Origin of the sequence: Citrobacter sp. RHB35-C17, from assembly GCF_013816795.1 — a bacterium.
In the GTDB taxonomy this organism is placed as follows: Bacteria; Pseudomonadota; Gammaproteobacteria; order Enterobacterales; family Enterobacteriaceae; genus Citrobacter_A; species Citrobacter_A amalonaticus.
On record NZ_CP057150.1, the window covers coordinates 4,710,151 to 4,731,275 of the forward strand.

The window sequence follows — 21,125 nt, forward strand, 5'->3', positions numbered from 1 at the left end:
TTAACTGAAACAAACTGGAGACTGTCATGGAAAACCTGAATATGGATCTGCTGTACATGGCTGCCGCTGTGATGATGGGTCTGGCGGCAATCGGTGCTGCGATCGGTATCGGCATCCTCGGGGGTAAATTCCTGGAAGGCGCAGCGCGTCAACCTGATCTGATTCCTCTGCTGCGTACTCAGTTCTTTATCGTTATGGGTCTGGTGGATGCTATCCCGATGATCGCTGTAGGTCTGGGTCTGTACGTGATGTTCGCTGTCGCGTAGTAAGCGTTGCTTGAATTAAGAGCAATATCAGAACGTTAACTAGATAGAGGCATTGTGCTGTGAATCTTAACGCAACAATCCTCGGCCAGGCCATCGCGTTTGTCCTGTTTGTTCTGTTCTGCATGAAGTATGTATGGCCGCCGTTAATGGCTGCCATCGAGAAGCGTCAAAAAGAAATTGCTGACGGTCTTGCTTCTGCTGAACGCGCACACAAGGATCTTGACCTTGCAAAGGCCAGCGCGACCGACCAGCTGAAAAAAGCGAAGGCGGAAGCTCAGGTAATCATCGAGCAGGCGAACAAACGTCGCGCTCAGATCCTGGACGAAGCCAAAACGGAAGCAGAACAGGAACGTACTAAAATCGTGGCCCAGGCGCAGGCGGAAATTGATGCCGAGCGTAAACGTGCCCGTGAAGAGCTGCGTAAGCAAGTTGCTATCCTGGCTGTTGCTGGCGCCGAGAAGATCATCGAACGTTCCGTGGATGAAGCTGCTAACAGCGACATCGTGGATAAACTTGTCGCTGAACTGTAAGGAGGGAGGGGCTGATGTCTGAATTTGTTACGGTAGCTCGCCCCTACGCCAAAGCAGCTTTTGACTTTGCCGTCGAACACCAAAGTGTAGAGCGCTGGCAGGACATGCTGGCGTTTGCCGCCGAGGTGACTAAGAACGAACAAATGGCAGAGCTTCTCTCTGGCGCACTGGCGCCGGAAACGCTCGCCGGGTCGTTTATCGCAGTTTGCGGTGAGCAACTGGACGAAAACGGTCAGAACCTGATTAAGGTGATGGCTGAGAATAACCGTCTGAACGCGCTCCCGGATGTTCTTGAGCAGTTTATTCACCTGCGTGCCGCGAGTGAGTCTATCTCTGAGGTAGAAGTCACTTCCGCGAACGAACTGAGTGAAGAACAGCTTGCGAAGATTAGCGCTGCGATGGAAAAACGTCTGTCACGCAAAGTTAAGCTGAATTGCAAAATCGATAAGTCTGTAATGGCGGGCGTAATCATCCGTGCGGGTGATATGGTCATTGATGGCAGCGTACGCGGCCGTCTTGAACGTCTTGCAGACGTCTTGCAGTCTTAAGGGGACTGGAGCATGCAACTGAATTCCACCGAAATCAGCGAACTGATCAAGCAGCGCATTGCTCAGTTCAATGTTGTGAGTGAAGCTCACAACGAAGGTACTATTGTTTCTGTAAGTGACGGTGTTATCCGCATTCACGGCCTGGCCGATTGTATGCAGGGTGAGATGATTTCCCTGCCGGGTAACCGTTACGCTATCGCACTGAACCTGGAGCGCGACTCCGTGGGTGCAGTGGTGATGGGTCCATACGCTGACCTCGCCGAAGGTATGAAGGTTAAGTGTACGGGTCGTATTCTGGAAGTTCCGGTTGGCCGTGGCCTGCTGGGCCGTGTGGTTAACACACTGGGTTCTCCGATTGACGGTAAAGGTCCGGTTGATAACGATGGCTTCTCGCCAATCGAAGTTATCGCACCAGGCGTAATTGAACGTCAGTCCGTCGATCAGCCGGTGCAGACTGGTTATAAATCCGTTGATGCCATGATCCCAATCGGTCGTGGTCAGCGTGAATTGATCATCGGTGACCGTCAGACCGGTAAAACCGCGATGGCAATCGATGCCATCATCAACCAGCGTGATTCCGGCATTAAATGTGTGTACGTGGCTATCGGCCAGAAAGCGTCCACCATTTCTAACGTGGTTCGTAAACTGGAAGAACACGGCGCCCTGTCTAACACCATCGTTGTGGTAGCGACCGCGTCTGAATCTGCCGCACTGCAATACCTGGCGCCGTATGCCGGTTGCGCAATGGGCGAATACTTCCGTGATCGCGGTGAAGATGCGCTGATCGTTTATGATGACCTGTCTAAACAGGCTGTTGCTTACCGTCAGGTTTCCCTGCTGCTCCGTCGTCCGCCAGGACGTGAAGCATTCCCGGGCGACGTGTTCTACCTCCACTCCCGTCTGCTGGAGCGCGCATCCCGCGTTAACGCGGAATACGTTGAGAACTTCACCAAGGGTGAAGTGAAAGGTAAAACCGGCTCCCTGACCGCTCTGCCGATTATCGAAACCCAGGCGGGTGACGTTTCTGCGTTCGTTCCGACCAACGTAATTTCGATTACCGATGGTCAGATCTTCCTGGAAACTAACCTGTTCAACTCCGGTATTCGTCCGGCGGTTAACCCGGGTATCTCCGTATCTCGTGTAGGTGGTGCTGCTCAGACCAAGATTATCAAGAAACTGTCCGGTGGTATCCGTACCGCGCTGGCACAGTATCGTGAACTGGCTGCGTTCTCTCAGTTCGCATCCGATCTGGACGAAGCAACCCGTAAACAGCTGAGCCACGGTCAGAAAGTGACCGAGCTGCTGAAGCAGAAACAGTATGCCCCTATGTCTGTAGCACAACAGGGTGTGGTTCTGTTCGCGGCTGAACGCGGTTACCTCGAAGATGTGGAACTGGCGAAAATCGGTAGCTTCGAAGCCGCTCTGCTGGCTTATGTCGACCGTGACCATGCTCCGCTGATGCAAGAAATCAACCAGACTGGTAACTATAACGACGAAATCGAAGGCAAGCTGAAAGCTATCCTCGATTCCTTCAAAGCAACCCAGTCCTGGTAACGTCTGGCGGCTTGTCTTAGGACAGGCCGCAAGGCATTGAGGAGAAGCTCATGGCCGGCGCAAAAGAGATACGTAGTAAGATCGCAAGCGTCCAGAACACGCAGAAGATCACTAAAGCGATGGAGATGGTCGCCGCTTCCAAAATGCGTAAATCGCAGGATCGCATGGCGGCCAGCCGTCCTTATGCAGAGACCATGCGCAAAGTGATTGGTCACCTTGCGAATGGTAATCTGGAATATAAGCACCCGTACCTGGAAGAACGCGACGTTAAACGCGTGGGCTACCTGGTGGTGTCGACTGACCGTGGTCTGTGCGGTGGCTTGAACATTAACCTGTTCAAAAAGCTGCTGGCGGATATGAAAACATGGTCCGATAAAGGCGTTCAGTGCGACATCGCAATGATCGGCTCTAAGGGCGTGTCTTTCTTTAATTCCGTTGGCGGTAATGTGGTTGCGCAGGTAACCGGTATGGGGGATAACCCTTCCCTGTCCGAACTGATCGGTCCGGTTAAAGTGATGCTGCAGGCTTACGATGAAGGTCGTCTGGACAGACTGTACGTTGTCAGTAACAAATTTATCAACACCATGTCTCAGGTTCCGACGCTGACTCAACTGCTGCCATTACCGGCATCAGAAGATGAAGAGTTAAAACAAAAAGCCTGGGATTACCTGTATGAACCTGATCCGAAACCGCTGCTGGATACCCTGCTGCGTCGTTACGTTGAATCTCAGGTTTATCAGGGCGTGGTAGAAAACCTGGCCAGCGAGCAGGCCGCACGTATGGTGGCGATGAAAGCCGCGACCGACAATGGCGGCAGCCTGATTAAAGAGCTGCAGTTGGTATACAACAAAGCTCGTCAGGCCAGCATTACTCAGGAACTCACCGAGATCGTCGGTGGTGCATCCGCGGTATAACCAGGTTAATTCGTAGAGGATTCAAGATGGCTACTGGAAAAATTGTCCAGGTAATCGGCGCCGTGGTTGACGTCGAATTCCCTCAGGATGCCGTACCGCGCGTGTACGATGCTCTTGAGGTTATGAATGGTAAAGAGAGTCTGGTGCTGGAAGTTCAGCAGCAGCTCGGCGGCGGTATCGTACGTACCATCGCAATGGGTTCTTCCGACGGTCTGCGTCGTGGTCTGGAAGTCAAAGACCTCGAGCACCCGATCGAAGTCCCGGTAGGTAAAGCAACCCTGGGTCGTATCATGAACGTCCTGGGTCACCCGATCGACATGAAAGGCGATATCGGTGAAGAAGAGCGTTGGGCTATCCACCGCGCAGCACCGTCCTATGAAGAGCTGTCCAGCTCTCAGGAACTGCTGGAAACCGGTATCAAAGTTATCGACCTGATGTGTCCGTTCGCGAAGGGCGGTAAAGTGGGTCTGTTCGGTGGTGCGGGTGTAGGTAAAACCGTAAACATGATGGAGCTTATCCGTAACATCGCGATCGAGCACTCCGGTTACTCCGTGTTTGCGGGCGTAGGTGAACGTACTCGTGAGGGTAACGACTTCTACCACGAAATGACCGACTCCAACGTTCTGGATAAAGTATCCCTGGTATATGGCCAGATGAACGAGCCGCCGGGAAACCGTCTGCGCGTTGCACTGACCGGTCTGACCATGGCAGAGAAATTCCGTGACGAAGGTCGTGACGTACTGCTGTTCGTCGATAACATCTATCGTTACACCCTGGCCGGTACGGAAGTTTCCGCACTGCTGGGTCGTATGCCATCAGCGGTAGGTTACCAGCCGACCCTGGCGGAAGAGATGGGTGTTCTGCAGGAACGTATCACTTCTACCAAAACCGGTTCTATCACTTCCGTTCAGGCGGTATACGTACCTGCGGATGACTTGACTGACCCGTCGCCAGCCACCACCTTTGCTCACTTAGATGCAACCGTGGTACTGAGCCGTCAGATCGCGTCTCTGGGTATCTACCCGGCCGTTGACCCGCTGGATTCTACCAGCCGTCAGCTGGATCCTCTGGTGGTTGGCCAGGAACACTACGACACCGCGCGTGGCGTACAGTCCCTGCTGCAGCGTTACCAGGAACTGAAAGACATCATCGCCATCCTGGGTATGGATGAACTGTCTGAAGAAGACAAACTGGTGGTAGCACGTGCGCGTAAGATCCAGCGCTTCCTGTCCCAGCCGTTCTTCGTTGCGGAAGTATTCACCGGTTCTCCGGGTAAATACGTTTCCCTGAAAGACACCATCCGTGGCTTTAAAGGCATCATGGAAGGCGAGTATGACCACCTGCCAGAGCAGGCGTTCTACATGGTTGGTTCTATCGACGAAGCCGTAGAAAAAGCCAAAAAACTTTAACGCCTTAATCGGAGGGTGATATGGCAATGACTTACCACCTGGACGTCGTCAGCGCAGAGCAACAAATGTTCTCTGGTCTGGTCGAGAAAATCCAGGTAACGGGTAGTGAAGGTGAACTGGGTATTTTCCCAGGGCACGCCCCACTGCTCACCGCCATTAAGCCTGGTATGATCCGCATCGTTAAACAGTTCGGTCATGAAGAGTTTATCTACCTGTCTGGCGGCATTCTTGAAGTGCAACCTGGCAGCGTGACCGTACTGGCTGATACCGCGATTCGCGGGCAGGATCTCGATGAAGCGAGAGCCCTGGAAGCGAAACGTAAGGCTGAAGAGCACATTAAGAGCTCTCATGGTGACGTGGATTACGCTCAGGCATCTGCGGAACTGGCCAAAGCGATCGCGAAACTGCGCGTTATCGAGTTGACCAAAAAAGCGATGTAACACCGGGTTGAAAAAATGAAAACCAGTCTGATTTCAGGCTGGTTTTTTTTTGCCTGTCATTAATGTGCTGTTTGCGTCATCTTTCTTTATGGATCAAAAAAAGAGCAAAAACATTAGCCTGGCGCGTTAATCGCGATATCAGGTGACATTTCAGAAGACAAAAGTCGCAGCAATGGACGAAAATGTCTCTATCTTCGTTGGGGAAAATTCGCGATTGTGTGTTTTATCCTCTGCCCATTTCACGACGAAAAAAATGTAGTATTTTCAACGTGAAACGGTATAAATTCGTTCTCAAATTACAGTCAGGGCGCGTATGTTGAATAAAGCGATGAGCGTAGTGATCCTTGCCGCAGGCAAAGGCACACGCATGTATTCCGATCTTCCAAAAGTGCTGCACACCCTTGCCGGGAAATCGATGGTTCAGCATGTCATTGATGTAGCAAATGAATTGGGCTCTTCTCAGGTTCATCTGGTCTACGGGCACGGCGGCGATCTGCTTAAAGAAAGCCTGAAAGAAGACAACCTTAACTGGGTGTTACAGGCGGAGCAGCTGGGCACCGGCCATGCGATGCAGCAGGCAGCGCCGTTCTTTGGCGATGATGAAGACATTTTAATGCTCTACGGTGATGTCCCGCTGATCTCCGTTGAAACCCTGACTCGCCTGCGTGAAGCTAAACCCCAGGGCGGCATCGGTTTGTTGACCGTCGTGCTGGACGATCCGAGCGGCTATGGTCGCATCACCCGTGAAAACGGCAAAGTGACCGGCATCGTTGAGCATAAAGATGCCAGCGAGGAACAGCGCAGGATTCAGGAGATCAACACCGGGATCCTGATTGCCAATGGCGCGGACATGAAACGCTGGCTGTCTAAACTGACCAATAACAACGCGCAGGGTGAATACTACATCACCGACATCATTGCGATGGCCTACCAGGAAGGGCGTGAGATTGCGGCGGTACATCCGGCGCGTATTAGCGAAACTGAAGGGGTAAATAACCGTCTTCAGCTCTCCCGCCTGGAGCGTGTTTACCAGTCCGAGCAGGCAGAAAAACTGCTGCTGGCGGGCGTGATGCTGCGCGATCCGGCGCGTTTTGACCTGCGCGGTACGCTCGTTCACGGGCGAGATGTTGAAATTGATACTAACGTTATCATCGAAGGCCACGTCACGTTGGGCCATCGCGTGAAGATTGGCGCGGGCTGCGTCATTAAAAACAGCGTTATTGGTGATGACTGTGAAATCAGCCCGTACAGCGTAGTGGAAGATGCCCATCTGGACGCGGCCTGCACCATTGGACCCTTTGCTCGTCTGCGCCCTGGTGCGCAACTGATGGAAGGTGCTCACGTCGGTAACTTCGTCGAGATGAAGAAAGCGCGTCTCGGCAAAGGCTCAAAAGCCGGTCACCTGACCTATCTGGGCGATGCGGAAATTGGCGACAACGTGAACATTGGCGCAGGCACCATTACCTGCAACTACGACGGCGCGAACAAGTTTAAAACCATTATTGGCGACGATGTGTTTGTCGGATCCGATACTCAGCTGGTGGCGCCGGTGACCGTAGGACATGGGGCAACCATCGCTGCCGGGACCACCGTCACCCGTAACGTGGCTGATAATGAGTTGGTCATCAGCCGTGTTCCGCAGGTGAATAAGCAGGGCTGGAAACGCCCGGTGAAGAAAAAGTAGATATTTTTGCCGGATGGCGCTTTCGCTTATCCGGCCTACGTTCAGTGATGTTTTGTTGGCCGGATAAGGCGTTGCCTGCATCAGGCCAACCCGGGTGAGGAAATAAAGATATATTTCCCCCCAGCAGTACCCATAAAAATAACCCCACTCTCTACAAGGCTCGGGGCGCCCAAAATACGGGCATACAGGTCGAAAGACAACGACAGGCATAATGCCTTGATTCGGAATAAAAAACTATGTGTGGAATTGTTGGCGCTATCGCGCAACGTGATGTAGCTGAAATCCTTCTCGAAGGTTTACGTCGTCTGGAATACCGTGGTTACGACTCTGCGGGTCTGGCCGTGGTAGATGCAGAAGGTCATATGACCCGTCTGCGTCGTCTGGGTAAAGTACAGATGCTGTCTCAGGCTGCGGAAGAACATCCGCTGCATGGCGGTACTGGTATTGCTCACACCCGTTGGGCTACGCATGGCGAACCTTCAGAAGCAAACGCGCATCCGCATGTTTCTGAACACATTGTGGTGGTGCATAACGGCATCATCGAAAACCATGAACCACTGCGTGAAGAACTTAAAGCGCGTGGCTATACCTTCGTTTCAGAAACCGACACCGAAGTAATTGCTCACTTAGTGCACTGGGAGCTGAAACAGGGCGGTACGCTGCGTGATGCTGTGCTGCGTACCATCCCGCAACTACGCGGCGCGTACGGTACGGTCATCATGGATACCCGTCATCCAGATACGTTGCTGGCTGCACGTTCAGGTAGCCCGCTGGTTATCGGTCTGGGAATGGGCGAAAACTTTATCGCCTCCGATCAGTTGGCGCTGCTGCCGGTGACCCGTCGCTTTATCTTCCTGGAAGAAGGCGATATTGCGGAAGTGACTCGCCGTTCCGTCGCGATTTTTGATAAAACTGGCGCGGACGTGAAGCGTCAGGATATCGAATCTAATCTGCAATATGACGCGGGTGATAAAGGTATCTATCGCCACTACATGCAGAAAGAGATTTACGAACAGCCGAATGCGATTAAAAACACTCTGACCGGGCGCATCAGCCACGGCGAAGTGGATTTAAGCGAACTTGGGCCAAAAGCTAACGAGCTGTTGTCTCAGGTTGAGCATATCCAGATCATCGCGTGTGGCACGTCTTACAACTCCGGGATGGTTTCTCGCTACTGGTTTGAATCTTTGGCCGGTATTCCGTGCGACGTCGAAATCGCTTCTGAATTCCGCTACCGCAAATCAGCAGTACGCCGTAATAGCCTGATGATCACGCTGTCTCAGTCGGGTGAAACGGCGGATACGCTGGCAGGCCTGCGTTTGTCGAAAGAACTGGGCTATCTGGGTTCACTCGCCATCTGTAACGTTCCGGGGTCTTCTCTGGTACGTGAATCGGATCTGGCGATGATGACCAATGCCGGCACGGAAATCGGCGTGGCGTCGACGAAAGCCTTTACCACTCAGTTAACCGTTCTGCTGATGCTGGTGGCGAAACTGGCGCGTCTGAAAGGTCTGGATGCGTCCATTGAGCATGACATTGTTCATGGCCTGCAGGCGCTGCCGAGCCGTATCGAGCAAATGCTCTCTCAGGACAAACGCATTGAAGCGTTGGCTGAAGATTTCTCTGACAAACACCATGCCCTGTTCCTGGGCCGTGGCGATCAGTATCCGATCGCTCTCGAAGGCGCGTTGAAGCTGAAAGAGATCTCCTATATACACGCAGAAGCCTATGCGGCAGGTGAGCTGAAACACGGCCCGCTGGCGCTGATTGATGCCGATATGCCGGTTATCGTTGTTGCACCAAACAACGAACTGCTGGAAAAACTGAAGTCCAACATTGAAGAAGTGCGCGCCCGTGGCGGTCAGCTGTATGTCTTCGCTGATCAGGACGCCGGTTTTGCCAGCAGCGACAATATGCACATCATTGAGATGCCGCATGTGGAAGAGGTGATTGCACCGATCTTCTATACCGTGCCGCTGCAACTGCTGGCTTATCACGTGGCGCTGATTAAAGGTACCGACGTGGATCAGCCGCGTAACCTGGCAAAATCAGTTACCGTCGAGTAAAACACTCATGCCCTGCGAAAGCGGGGCTTTTTTATCATTCCTGTGCTGTTTTTAATCAATTTTCCCGCCGTTTTACTGTGACAAATCGTCATCTTCAGCTACTTTTTTCAGTGTCACAAAAAGAAAATTTTCCTGAAAAGCTATTGTCATATTTTCAGTTAACTTAATGATAAACAGGAAAAAAATCATTCTGATTTAACGGAAATTTTCATTGTCATAAAACTGTCATATTTCGTACATTTAACTGTCACCTGTTTGTCCTATTTTGCTCATCGTAGCCACTTAACAATGATTTACGAAAATCTTGCAGGAGACATTATGAAAGTTATGCGTACCACTGTCGCAACTGTTGTCGCCGCGACCTTATCTATGAGCGCTTTCTCTGCATTAGCAGCAGCAAGTCTGACAGGCGCAGGTGCAACTTTTCCTGCGCCGGTGTATGCCAAATGGGCTGATACTTATCAGAAAGAGACCGGTAGTAAAGTTAACTACCAGGGTATCGGCTCCTCCGGTGGTGTTAAACAAATTACAGCGAATACTGTTGATTTCGGTGCCTCTGATGCGCCGCTGTCTGACGAAAAACTGAATCAGGAAGGCCTGTTCCAGTTCCCGACCGTGATTGGCGGCGTGGTACTGGCGGTGAACATCCCTGGTCTGAAGTCTGGCGAACTGGTGCTGGATGGTAAAACGCTGGGTGACATCTACCTGGGTAAAATCAAGAAGTGGGATGATGAAGCCATCACCAAACTGAACCCAGGCGTGAAACTGCCTTCTCAGAACATCGCCGTTGTGCGTCGTGCCGATGGTTCTGGTACCTCCTTCGTCTTCACCAGCTATCTGGCGAAAGTGAACGAAGAGTGGAAAACCAAAGTGGGCGCTGGCTCTACCGTTAACTGGCCAACCGGTCTGGGCGGTAAGGGTAACGACGGTATCGCCGCGTTCGTACAGCGTCTGCCAGGTTCCATCGGCTACGTTGAATACGCTTACGCTAAGCAGAACAACCTGGCATACACCAAGCTGGTTTCTGCTGACGGTAAACCGGTTAGCCCGACTGAAGAGAACTTCGCTAACGCCGCGAAAGGCGCTGACTGGAGTAAATCCTTCGCACAGGATCTGACGAACCAGAAAGGTGATGATGCGTGGCCGATTACCTCCACCACCTTTATTCTGATTCATAAAGAGCAGAAGAAACCTGAGCAGGGTGCTGAAGTGCTGAAATTCTTCGACTGGGCATACAAAAATGGCGGCAAACAGGCTAATGACCTGGATTACGCCAGCCTGCCGGACAGCGTGGTAGAGCAGATCCGTGCAGCATGGAAGACCAATGTGAAAGACAGCAGCGGTAAAGCGCTGTACTAAATACCTGTCATACTTCGAGCCGCAGCTGCGTTGGCTGCGTTTGTTCACCCCAGTCACATAGTGAATCTATGCTCCTGGGGATTCACAAGCTTGCCGCCTTGCTGCAACTCGAATTATTTAGGGTATGGCATTACGTTAGCCAGGAAGCGCGATAAAATGCGCGCTTCCTGGCCCAAACTTAAAGAGTGATTTATGGCTGCAACCAAGCCTGCTTTTAACCCACCGGGTAAAAAGGGTGACAAAATCTTCAGCGCGCTGGTAAAACTGGCTGCGCTGATTGTGCTATTGATGTTGGGTGGCATTATTGTCTCTCTGATCATCTCCTCCTGGCCCAGCATTGAGAAATTTGGTTTCTCTTTCCTGTGGACCAAAGACTGGGACGCGCCAAACGATATCTACGGGGCGCTGGTACCGATCTACGGTACGCTGGTCACCTCTTTTATCGCACTGCTGATCGCCGTTCCGGTGAGCTTCGGCATTGCCCTGTTTCTGACCGAACTCGCGCCGGGCTGGCTGCGTCGTCCGCTGGGGATTGCGATTGAACTGCTGGCGGCGATCCCGAGTATCGTCTACGGCATGTGGGGCCTGTTTATCTTTGCTCCACTGTTTGCCACTTATTTTCAGGAACCGGTCGGTAATATCCTTTCCAACATTCCGTTTGTTGGCGCGCTGTTCTCCGGCCCGGCGTTTGGTATCGGTATTCTGGCGGCTGGCGTGATCCTCGCCATCATGATCATCCCTTACATTGCAGCTGTAATGCGTGATGTATTTGAACAGACGCCGGTGATGATGAAAGAGTCTGCCTACGGTATCGGCTGTACCACCTGGGAGGTTATCTGGCGCATCGTGTTGCCGTTCACCAAAAATGGGGTAATTGGCGGCATCATGCTGGGTTTGGGACGAGCATTGGGTGAAACGATGGCGGTGACCTTCATCATCGGCAACACCTACCAGCTCGACAGCGCATCGCTGTATATGCCGGGTAACAGCATCACCTCGGCGCTGGCGAATGAATTTGCGGAAGCGGAGTCTGGCCTGCACGTTGCGGCGTTGATGGAACTGGGTCTGATTCTGTTCGTGATTACCTTCATCGTGCTGGCAGCGTCTAAGTTTATGATTTTGCGCCTTGCGAAGAACGAGGGGGCACGCTAATGGCTACGCTTGAAATGCAAACCAGCGCGGAACTGGCGGAATCCCGCCGCAAAATGCAGGCTAAGCGCCGGATGAAAAACCGTATCGCCCTGACGCTTTCTATGGCGACGATGGCGTTTGGTCTGTTCTGGCTCGTCTGGATCCTGATGTCCACCATTTCCCGTGGTATCGACGGGATGTCGCTGGCGCTGTTCACCGAAATGACGCCGCCGCCGAACACGGCGGGTGGTGGTCTGGCGAACGCCCTGGCGGGCAGTGGTCTGTTGATCCTCTGGGCAACCGTGTTTGGTACGCCGCTGGGCATCATGGCCGGGATTTATCTGGCGGAATATGGTCGCAAATCCTGGCTGGCGGAAGTGATTCGCTTCATCAATGACATTCTGCTTTCCGCCCCGTCTATTGTGGTTGGTCTGTTCGTGTACACCATTGTGGTGGCGCAGATGGAGCACTTCTCCGGTTGGGCGGGCGTGATTGCGCTAGCGCTGCTGCAGGTGCCTATCGTGATTCGAACCACCGAAAACATGTTGAAGCTGGTGCCGGATAGTCTGCGTGAAGCGGCTTATGCGCTGGGGACGCCGAAGTGGAAAATGATCTCCGCGATTACGCTGAAAGCGTCTGTCTCCGGGATCATGACCGGTATCCTGCTGGCGATTGCGCGTATCGCAGGTGAAACCGCTCCGCTGCTGTTTACCGCGCTCTCCAATCAGTTCTGGAGTACCGACATGATGCAGCCGATCGCCAACCTGCCGGTCACCATCTTTAAATTTGCGATGAGCCCGTTTGCGGAATGGCAGCAACTGGCGTGGGCCGGGGTGCTGATTATCACGCTGTGTGTATTGCTGCTGAACATTCTGGCGCGCGTAATTTTCGCCAAGAGCAAACACGGTTAACACGTTGCCGGATGGCGGCGTGCGGCCTACGGTTGAACCTATTTGTTGTAGGCCTGATAAGCGAAGCGCCATCAGGCATGATAAGGAAAAGAGTAAAATGAGTATGGTTGATACTGCTCCGGGTAAGATTCAGGTTCGTGATTTGAACTTCTACTACGGCAAATTCCATGCCCTGAAGAACATCAACCTGGATATTGCAAAGAACCAGGTAACGGCATTCATCGGGCCTTCTGGCTGCGGTAAATCGACGCTGTTGCGTACGTTCAACAAAATGTTTGAACTCTACCCGGAACAGCGTGCGGAAGGTGAAATTCTGCTCGATGGTGACAATATTCTCACCAATACCCAGGATATCGCCCTGCTGCGTGCCAAAGTCGGGATGGTGTTCCAGAAGCCGACGCCGTTCCCGATGTCTATCTACGACAACATCGCCTTTGGCGTGCGTCTGTTTGAGAAGCTGTCCCGGGCAGATATGGACGAGCGTGTGCAGTGGGCGTTGACCAAGGCCGCACTATGGAATGAAACCAAAGATAAATTGCACCAGAGCGGATATTCTCTCTCCGGTGGTCAGCAGCAGCGTCTGTGCATCGCGCGAGGTATCGCCATTCGCCCGGAAGTCTTGCTGTTGGATGAGCCGTGCTCAGCACTGGATCCGATCTCAACCGGTCGTATCGAAGAGCTGATTACCGAGCTGAAACAGGATTACACCGTGGTGATCGTGACCCACAACATGCAGCAGGCTGCGCGTTGTTCCGATCATACGGCGTTTATGTACCTGGGCGAGTTGATTGAGTTCAGCAACACGGACGACCTGTTCACCAAGCCCGCGAAGAAACAAACCGAAGATTACATTACTGGCCGCTACGGTTGATATGCCCGGGCATCTGGAGAAATGATGGACAATTTAAACCTTAATAAACACATTTCCGGTCAGTTCAACGCCGAACTGGAAAGTATCCGCACTCAGGTAATGACGATGGGCGGCATGGTCGAGCAGCAACTTTCTGATGCCATCACCGCGATGCACAATCAGGACAGCGAGCTGGCGAAACGCGTTGTTGATGGCGATAAGCACGTCAATATGATGGAAGTGGCGATTGATGAAGCCTGTGTTCGCATCATCGCCAAGCGCCAGCCGACGGCGAGCGATCTGCGTCTGGTGATGGCGATCATCAAAACCATCGCCGAACTGGAACGTATTGGCGACGTGGCGGATAAAATCTGTCGTACCGCGCTGGAGAAGTTCTCCCAGCAGCATCAGCCGCTGCTGGTGAGCCTGGAGTCACTGGGGCGTCACACCATACAGATGCTGCACGACGTGCTGGATGCGTTTGCGCGGATGGATCTGGATGAAGCAGTGCGTATCTACCGTGAAGACAAGAAAGTGGACCAGGAATACGAAGGGATTGTGCGTCAGCTGATGACCTATATGATGGAAGATTCGCGTACGATTCCCAGTGTACTGACTGCGTTATTCTGTGCACGCTCTATCGAGCGTATCGGCGACCGCTGCCAGAATATCTGCGAATACATCTTCTACTTCGTGAAGGGCCAGGATTTCCGTCACGTAGGCGGTGATGAACTGGATAAGCTGCTGGCGGGTAAAGATCCAAAAGAGTGATAAAACGTAGAAAATAGGCCGGATAAGCGTTAGCGCCATCCGGCAATTGCCCGGTGGCGCAAGCTTACCGGGCCTACAAAAATTACCGGGTAATATTCCAGCCGCGTGCTTTCCACAACGCCGGCAACTGTGCCAAATCGGTAAAAGTCGTCACTTTGGGATGTTCGATAGGCTTGTTGTGCGGATCGGCACAGAAGTAGAACACTTCCATTCCCGCATCAATCCCCGACTGCGCGCCAGCGGAAGAGTCATCGACCAGAATACAGTTCTGTGCGTTGACGTTCATCGCTTTTGCTGCGTGGAACATCAGCGCCGGATCGGGCTTCCAGCGTTGAATATCGTAGCCGCTGTACAGTTTGTCCGGGAAATGATGCAGCATGCCCAGCTTACCCAGCGAGTGTTGCATTTTGCTGACCGGACCGTTAGAGACCACGCACATCGGCACCGTCATGCTGTCCAGCAAGGTATTCGCACCAGGGATCACTTCCAGTTCCGAGTCGAACAGGCGTGCGACCTCGGCGCGGTAGACGGGTTCTAAGTCGGCTTTGGCCAACGTCACCCCATGCTCCTCGTTAATGATATCAATGATTTCGTAGAGTTTTACGCCCTTAAAGCGTTTAAAAGTTTCTTCAAGATCGAGGGTGATACCGAATTCCTGGAACATTGCGACGTACGCGCGGGAACAGATCACTTCACTGTCGACCAGCGTACCGTCACAGTCAAAAAATACCGCTTCAATTCCGGACATGCCTTTCCCTTTTCACTAGTTTAACGTTTACGTACTGCCTGATTGTGCAACGCAATCGTTGCCGTATAAGCAAATTCAATGAAAAAAACCTCACACAATCACCCCCTATTGTCGCATTTTGGTATAGGATAGCGACGAATTTTCCCTCCTTGTTTGGAAATTGATAATGAGTCAACAACACACAACCCAGACGTCTGGTCAGGGGATGCTGGAACGCGTGTTCAAACTGCGCGAACATGGCACAACGGCACGAACCGAAGTGATCGCCGGTTTTACCACCTTCCTGACGATGGTTTACATCGTTTTTGTTAACCCGCAAATTCTGGGCGTTGCTGGCATGGACACCAGCGCCGTCTTCGTGACCACCTGTCTGATTGCCGCGTTCGGCAGCATTCTGATGGGGCTGTTCGCTAACCTGCCGGTGGCACTGGCGCCCGCGATGGGGCTGAATGCGTTCTTTGCCTTCGTTGTGGTTGGCGCGATGGGCCTGTCGTGGCAGGTCGGTATGGGGGCGATTTTCTGGGGCGCCGTCGGTCTGCTGCTGCTGACTATTTTCCGCGTGCGTTACTGGATGATTGCCAATATCCCGGTCAGTCTGCGCGTGGGGATCACCAGCGGTATCGGTCTATTCATCGGTATGATGGGGCTTAAAAACGCGGGTGTCATCGTTGCGAATCCGGAAACGCTGGTCAGCATTGGTAATCTGACCTCCCATAGCGTCCTGCTGGGCGTGCTCGGTTTCTTTATCATCGCTATCCTGGCGTCACGTAATATTCACGCCGCCGTGCTGGTATCCATCATCGTCACTACGCTGTTGGGCTGGATGCTGGGTGATGTGCACTATAACGGCATTGTCTCTGCGCCGCCGAGCGTCTCGTCGGTGATTGGGCATGTCGATCTGGCGGGGTCGTTTAACATTGGTCTGGCTGGGGTGATTTTCTCCTTCATGCTGGTTAACCTGTTTGACTCCTCCGGCACATTGATCGGCGTAACTGATAAAGCCGGTCTGGCGGATGAAAAAGGGAAATTTCCGCGCATGAAGCAGGCGCTGTTTGTCGATAGCGTCTCCTCTGTGACCGGGGCATTTATTGGTACGTCTTCCGTCACTGCTTATATCGAGTCCTCTTCCGGCGTTTCTGTTGGGGGGCGTACTGGCCTGACCGCGGTGGTGGTTGGTCTGCTGTTCTTGCTGGTGATCTTCCTTTCTCCGTTGGCTGGAATGGTACCGGGCTATGCGGCTGCAGGCGCGCTGATTTACGTCGGCGTGTTAATGACGTCCAGTCTGGCGCGCGTGAAGTGGGACGATCTCACTGAATCTGTACCGGCGTTTATCACTGCCGTGATGATGCCGTTCAGCTTCTCGATTACCGAAGGGATCGCGCTGGGCTTTATCTCTTACTGTGTGATGAAAATCGGTACCGGTCGTCTGCGTGAGCTGAGCCCGTGCGTGGTCGTTGTGGCGCTGCTGTTTGTGCTGAAGATTGTGTTTATCGACGCGCACTAAGTCCGTCAGGACATAAAAAAACCCGGTAAGCATCACGCTACCGGGTTTTTTGTTTCTGGCTTACGCCTTCACGCGCTGGATGTAGTCACCAAACGCGGTGAGCTGGCCGGTTAGATGGTCCAGCGTACTCTGGTCAATCACTTCACCCGTCTGCGGGTCTACTTTGTTCTGTATCACGCCACCCATAAATTCCGGCTTGTTCATGACCATGGCATCCAGGAAAACCAGGATCTGACGCAGATGATACTGGCAGCGCGCGCCGCCAATCGCCCCCATCGAGCTGGTCTGGATGAGCACCGGTTTGCCTGAAAGCGGCTGATCGGGCAGGCGTGACAGCCAGTCGATGGCGTTCTTCAGACCACCCGGTACCGAATAGTTATATTCCGGCGTAACGATAACCACGCCATCAGCCTGGCGAATTTGCTCAGCCAGCGCGTCGACGCTTGCCGGAAACCCCTCTTCCTGCTGCACGTCAGCATCGTAAAGCGGGATATCACCGATAGACGGTAACGCACTGACTTTCATACCCGCCGGGGCGATTTTCGGCAGCGTACGGGCAACCATACCGTTAAACGAACCTTTGCGCAGGCTTCCCAGTAACGTAACAACATTCAACGTTTCAGACATGGTAACTCCATCAGTTGTGCGTATAAGACGTCGCGGCAGATAATTGCGCGAATCGCATCAGACGACCCGTCGGCGCATTCGCGCGGGTCTGGATATCAGGCAGGCTTTTCCAGCCCTGCTTAACATCAAACTCCCAAAGTTGAAGTTTATCAATGGCTGGCGTAACCGCAACCGACCACACCAGCAGGTCTTCGGCATCGCAAATAGCCTCAATCTGAGCAACACTGGCACATTTCAGACGCCCGGAGACTGGCAGCAATTGCAGCTCATGCGGATCGTTGTTGCGGACGTCACCCGTCAGTTTCAGGACACTCTGGCGTAAGGTGATCATCTGCGCGCGCGCTTCGTCCGGATCGTTTTGCTTGCTGATCCACAGGCTTTCGTTGCTGGAGAAGGTCGGGACGTCGGCGGTATGGGGGCTAATAAATCCACGGGGGGCGCGCTGGAGTTCCATATCCAGTCCGCATTCCCCTTCGGTTGTCAGCGCAACACCGACCATATTACCGGCATAGGCGATGGAAAAGCTGGGTAGATTTTTATCGCGAAATGCCGGTTTGCCTTTGGCTTTGTATACGATTTCCGGTAACTCGAGCGTGCCATACAGCATAAACATCAGCTCGGCGAGAAGTCCTCGGGATGCCAGAAAACGGGTCTGGCGATGTGTGGGGAGTCTTCGTACTTCATGATGGCAGGATGACGGAAGGCGCATCGAAATCAAGTGTCCTTCCGTCAGGATCCCTCTGGCAAAATGGGTCGCCATTTTTCTCTCCATGATTAATGGTCGGTGATAATGACGAGAGTAACATTTACTCGGTTTATAGACAGAGTAAATAGCCAAAAAGTACGAATGAATCAGCCTCCCTTACGCGCATTTACATTTCCTGGTACGGATTGGCTGTTTTTGCGTCAGGAGAGGTTGTTTGATGGTCTCCCAGGGAAGAAGGCGAATTGCCATTTAGACAACAGTGAATTCCTGACTGACATGCCGCCCTGAATGAGGCGGCATGTCAGCATGGAGGAACAGCAATTTAACTGAATCGGGGTAACAGGTTGAAGACGTTGCCGAACCAGCAAACAATAACCGCTACGCCGAACAGGATCACGATAGTCGGGATAAAGACACCGCCCCAGACGGTAAACATTTTATTGGGGAACTTCTGGCGGGCTTTCAGGGCCAGTACCGCAGGGATGATCACGGCCCATATCGTTGCGCACAGCCCTGCGCCGCCGATGCCATAGATAAAACCGTTCGGGAAGATTAAGTATAAAAGCGCCGGAGGCAGGAAGGTTAACAAGACGGTTTTAAAACGTCCCACTGCCGAATTGTCGAATTTGAACAGATCCGCAAGATAATCAAATAGCCCCAGAGTCACACCAAAAAAGGAACTGGCGACGGCCAGGTTTGAAAAAACCAGCAGACAAAATTCGATGATTCCGGTTTGCCTGGTGCCGAGAAATGATTTTACTAATGAATCAACATTACCGCCCGACGCAATGATCTCACTGAAGCTTTCCCGTGTAATGTTACCCATGGTGCAATACAACCAGAACAGATAAATCACCAGCGCCAGCAAAGAACCAAAGACAATGCTTTTAATTAATTTATCTTTTCTTTTGCCATAGCAGATGATCAGACTGGGAATGTTTCCGTGAAAGCCAAATGAAGCCAGGCATACCGGTAATGCCATAAAAATATAGGGGAAGTAAGAGACGTTGTTTTGAGCCTGGCCTGCCGTATCCCGCAGTATAGAAAAATCGACCTGGAAGAAGAATGACCCAAAAACGATAATAAAAGAGATGATTTTAATCCCGAGGAACAAGGAGGTAATTCGACTTGCTGCCAGTGAACTGATCCACAACACGCTGGCGACAAAAATGGCAGTACAGATTCCAACAATTCGGGGGTTAACGCGATATCCCATATTCATGGAGATCGTTTCGCTAATGATGGCACCATTAGCAGAAATATAGGCATACGTGAGAATGTAGAGAACAAAGGCAACGGTAAATCCACTCACAATGTTCCATTTGTTGCCAATAAGATCTTTAGTAATGGTATTAAAACTGGATCCAACGGGGTAATTTAAATTTGCCTCTAATAACAGGAGTCCGGAATGCATCATTGAAAACCAGGCGATTATTAAAATAAACGCCCCCCAAAAAAACCACGCGCCGGACAAATCAACGGGGAGAGCAAACATCCCCCCACCAATCACCGTACCGGCTATGACCATAATCCCCCAAAAGGAGGAGTGTTTAGCATTCGAATTTTCTTCCATGATGCCTCATTAATTATAGTGAACCTATAAGGTTTTAATTATGCAACAATATAAAGGAAGTGGATTTATCGCTGGGGGGTTACATCGTATAACCCCCCTGATGCTTATAATTAAACTTCTTTCAGTTTAGCGGTGAAGTGACGTAATACTTTCGGTTCGTAGGTGAAGGTCAACCCTTTAATATTCATCGCGTTTTCTTTGACGTGTTCAAAGGCTTCAATAATGAAGTCCATATGAGATTGCGTATACGTTGCTCTTGGGATGGTTAGACGCAGAAGCTCGGCCGGGCAAGGTAATTGCTTACCGGTTTTAGGATCTCTGCCTAATAAGAATGAACCAATCTCAACGGCGCGGATACCGGCCACTTTATAGAGTTCGCAAGCGAGAGCCTGAGCCGGGAACTGTTCTGCCGGAATGTGCGGCAATAATTTACCCGCATCGACAAAGGCCGCGTGGCCGCCAGCTTGTTGGCAAGTGACGCCAATCGCCTCGAGGCCATCGACTAAATATTGCACTTGCGCGATACGATAGGCCAGCCAGTCCTGGTTCATACCATCCACCAGACCCACCGCAAGACGCTCCATTGCCCCGCCTTCCAGACCACCGTATGTCGGGAAGCCTTCCTGTACGACGCACAGGGTTCTGCACTCGGTATAGACGTCAAAATAGGTGTCGTCTTTAATGCACAGTAAGCCGCCCATTGGCACCATCGCATCTTTTTTCGCGGACATTGCCAACATATCGGCATATTTGTAAGTCTCGCGGGTAATTTCTTCGATGCTCCAGTCCCGGTATTCTGCTTCGCGTTTCTGGATAAAATACGCATTCTCGGCAAAGCGCGCGGAGTCCATGACTACCGGAATGTCATATTTTTTAGCGATATTATACATGGCCTTCAGGTTGGCTAATGAAACCGGTTGCCCGCCTGCAGAGTTACTGGTAATGGTCGCCACAATATACGGAACGTTGTTGGGGCCGACTTCCTGAATGCCGCGCTCTAATCCATCGAGATCGAAATTTCCCTTAAAGTCATAACGAACACCAGTATCAAATGCCTCTTTGATGTACACGTTACGCACGGCGCAGCCGTTGATTTGGCTGTGTCCCTGAGTGGTATCGAAGAAGTAGTTGGAGAAAACCGCCATCTTACTTCTGTCTAACCCTTTTTCCTGCTCACGTTTTTTGATGAGAACCGGAATATAAATTTGTTCTGCACCGCGGCCCTGGTGCGTTGGAATTGTATATTGATAACCAAAAATGTTTTTCACTGCTTCAGATAACGCATAATAGCTACGGCTGCCGCTGTAGGCTTCATCCCCACGTAGCATGGCTGCTTGCATATTCTGTGTCACTGCGCCAGTACCGCTGTCGGTCAGCAGATCAATAAAGACATCTTCACTATCCAGCAGGAAAGGGTTCATCCCGGATTTAATAATTGCGTTATTCCGATGTTCTCTCGTTGTACGTTTTACCGGTTCAATAACACGAATACGGAAGGGTTCTGGTAAATGTTTAAAGTTATCCATGACATAAT

At 52.0% G+C, this 21,125-nt stretch carries 20 protein-coding genes; 15 read left to right on the top strand and 5 right to left on the bottom strand.

Annotated features, from left to right (window positions below):
- Positions 1-26: 26 nt before the first annotated feature.
- The 14 genes from atpE to phoU all read left to right on the top strand — a co-directional run bounded on the left by atpE (position 27) and on the right by phoU (position 14,433).
- Positions 27-266: a F0F1 ATP synthase subunit C gene (gene atpE, locus HVZ37_RS22345; protein ID WP_000429386.1), complete on the top strand. Its 240-nt coding sequence runs from the start codon at positions 27-29 to the stop codon at positions 264-266.
- Between the two features lie 59 nt (positions 267-325).
- On the top strand, positions 326-796 hold the full coding sequence (gene atpF / locus HVZ37_RS22350) for a F0F1 ATP synthase subunit B (RefSeq protein WP_003827022.1): 471 nt from the start codon (positions 326-328) through the stop codon (positions 794-796).
- Positions 797-810: 14 nt separating this feature from the next.
- Positions 811-1,344, top strand: a complete 534-nt coding sequence (gene atpH, locus HVZ37_RS22355) for a F0F1 ATP synthase subunit delta (protein ID WP_042998754.1) — start codon at positions 811-813, stop codon at positions 1,342-1,344.
- A gap of 12 nt (positions 1,345-1,356) precedes the next feature.
- On the top strand, positions 1,357-2,898 hold the full coding sequence (gene atpA, locus HVZ37_RS22360) for a F0F1 ATP synthase subunit alpha (RefSeq protein ID WP_042998753.1): 1,542 nt from the start codon (positions 1,357-1,359) through the stop codon (positions 2,896-2,898).
- Positions 2,899-2,948: 50 nt separating this feature from the next.
- On the top strand, positions 2,949-3,812 hold the full coding sequence (gene atpG / locus HVZ37_RS22365; RefSeq protein WP_005121458.1) for a F0F1 ATP synthase subunit gamma: 864 nt from the start codon (positions 2,949-2,951) through the stop codon (positions 3,810-3,812).
- A 26-nt stretch (positions 3,813-3,838) separates the two neighbouring features.
- Positions 3,839-5,221: a F0F1 ATP synthase subunit beta gene (gene atpD / locus HVZ37_RS22370; RefSeq protein ID WP_003023806.1), complete on the top strand. Its 1,383-nt coding sequence runs from the start codon at positions 3,839-3,841 to the stop codon at positions 5,219-5,221.
- Between the two features lie 20 nt (positions 5,222-5,241).
- Positions 5,242-5,661: a F0F1 ATP synthase subunit epsilon gene (locus HVZ37_RS22375; protein ID WP_003023809.1), complete on the top strand. Its 420-nt coding sequence runs from the start codon at positions 5,242-5,244 to the stop codon at positions 5,659-5,661.
- 313 nt (positions 5,662-5,974) lie between these two features.
- Positions 5,975-7,345 (top strand): bifunctional UDP-N-acetylglucosamine diphosphorylase/glucosamine-1-phosphate N-acetyltransferase GlmU, encoded by a 1,371-nt coding sequence (gene glmU / locus HVZ37_RS22380; RefSeq protein ID WP_044268158.1) that lies wholly within the window; start codon positions 5,975-5,977, stop codon positions 7,343-7,345.
- A 236-nt stretch (positions 7,346-7,581) separates the two neighbouring features.
- Positions 7,582-9,411, top strand: a complete 1,830-nt coding sequence (glmS, locus tag HVZ37_RS22385) for a glutamine--fructose-6-phosphate transaminase (isomerizing) (RefSeq protein WP_044256178.1) — start codon at positions 7,582-7,584, stop codon at positions 9,409-9,411.
- 318 nt (positions 9,412-9,729) lie between these two features.
- On the top strand, positions 9,730-10,770 hold the full coding sequence (gene pstS, locus HVZ37_RS22390) for a phosphate ABC transporter substrate-binding protein PstS (RefSeq protein ID WP_044268157.1): 1,041 nt from the start codon (positions 9,730-9,732) through the stop codon (positions 10,768-10,770).
- A gap of 192 nt (positions 10,771-10,962) precedes the next feature.
- Positions 10,963-11,922, top strand: coding sequence for a phosphate ABC transporter permease PstC (gene pstC, locus HVZ37_RS22395; RefSeq protein ID WP_042323550.1), 960 nt, complete (start codon positions 10,963-10,965; stop codon positions 11,920-11,922).
- The gene (gene pstA / locus HVZ37_RS22400; protein ID WP_042998748.1) at positions 11,922-12,812 is read left to right on the top strand and encodes a phosphate ABC transporter permease PstA; all 891 of its coding nucleotides are present in this window, start codon (positions 11,922-11,924) and stop codon (positions 12,810-12,812) included. The genes pstC and pstA overlap by 1 nt, the downstream gene beginning before the upstream one ends.
- A gap of 97 nt (positions 12,813-12,909) precedes the next feature.
- On the top strand, positions 12,910-13,683 hold the full coding sequence (gene pstB / locus HVZ37_RS22405; RefSeq protein ID WP_042998747.1) for a phosphate ABC transporter ATP-binding protein PstB: 774 nt from the start codon (positions 12,910-12,912) through the stop codon (positions 13,681-13,683).
- A 24-nt stretch (positions 13,684-13,707) separates the two neighbouring features.
- Positions 13,708-14,433 (top strand): phosphate signaling complex protein PhoU, encoded by a 726-nt coding sequence (phoU, locus tag HVZ37_RS22410; protein ID WP_042998746.1) that lies wholly within the window; start codon positions 13,708-13,710, stop codon positions 14,431-14,433.
- 82 nt (positions 14,434-14,515) lie between these two features.
- On the opposite strand, the gene yieH is transcribed toward phoU, so the two are convergent.
- Positions 14,516-15,181, bottom strand: a complete 666-nt coding sequence (gene yieH / locus HVZ37_RS22415) for a 6-phosphogluconate phosphatase (RefSeq protein WP_042998745.1) — start codon at positions 15,179-15,181, stop codon at positions 14,516-14,518.
- A 166-nt stretch (positions 15,182-15,347) separates the two neighbouring features.
- Between yieH and adeP the strand changes: the two genes are divergently transcribed.
- Positions 15,348-16,685, top strand: a complete 1,338-nt coding sequence (gene adeP / locus HVZ37_RS22420) for an adenine permease AdeP (RefSeq protein ID WP_042998744.1) — start codon at positions 15,348-15,350, stop codon at positions 16,683-16,685.
- A 60-nt stretch (positions 16,686-16,745) separates the two neighbouring features.
- Here adeP and HVZ37_RS22425 read toward each other — a convergent pair whose 3' ends face one another.
- From HVZ37_RS22425 to tnaA, 4 genes are all read right to left on the bottom strand, one after another.
- Entirely contained in the window at positions 16,746-17,312 is a 567-nt protein-coding gene (locus HVZ37_RS22425; protein WP_044268144.1) for an NADPH-dependent FMN reductase, read from the bottom strand.
- Positions 17,313-17,322: 10 nt separating this feature from the next.
- Positions 17,323-18,072 carry a 4'-phosphopantetheinyl transferase superfamily protein gene (locus HVZ37_RS22430; protein WP_181627987.1) on the bottom strand — a complete coding sequence of 250 codons (750 nt, stop codon included), beginning with the start codon at positions 18,070-18,072 and terminating at the stop codon, positions 17,323-17,325.
- Positions 18,073-18,340: 268 nt separating this feature from the next.
- Positions 18,341-19,591: a low affinity tryptophan permease TnaB gene (gene tnaB, locus HVZ37_RS22435; RefSeq protein WP_042998739.1), complete on the bottom strand. Its 1,251-nt coding sequence runs from the start codon at positions 19,589-19,591 to the stop codon at positions 18,341-18,343.
- Between the two features lie 110 nt (positions 19,592-19,701).
- Entirely contained in the window at positions 19,702-21,117 is a 1,416-nt protein-coding gene (gene tnaA, locus HVZ37_RS22440) for a tryptophanase (RefSeq protein WP_042998738.1), read from the bottom strand.
- Positions 21,118-21,125 lie beyond the last annotated feature (8 nt).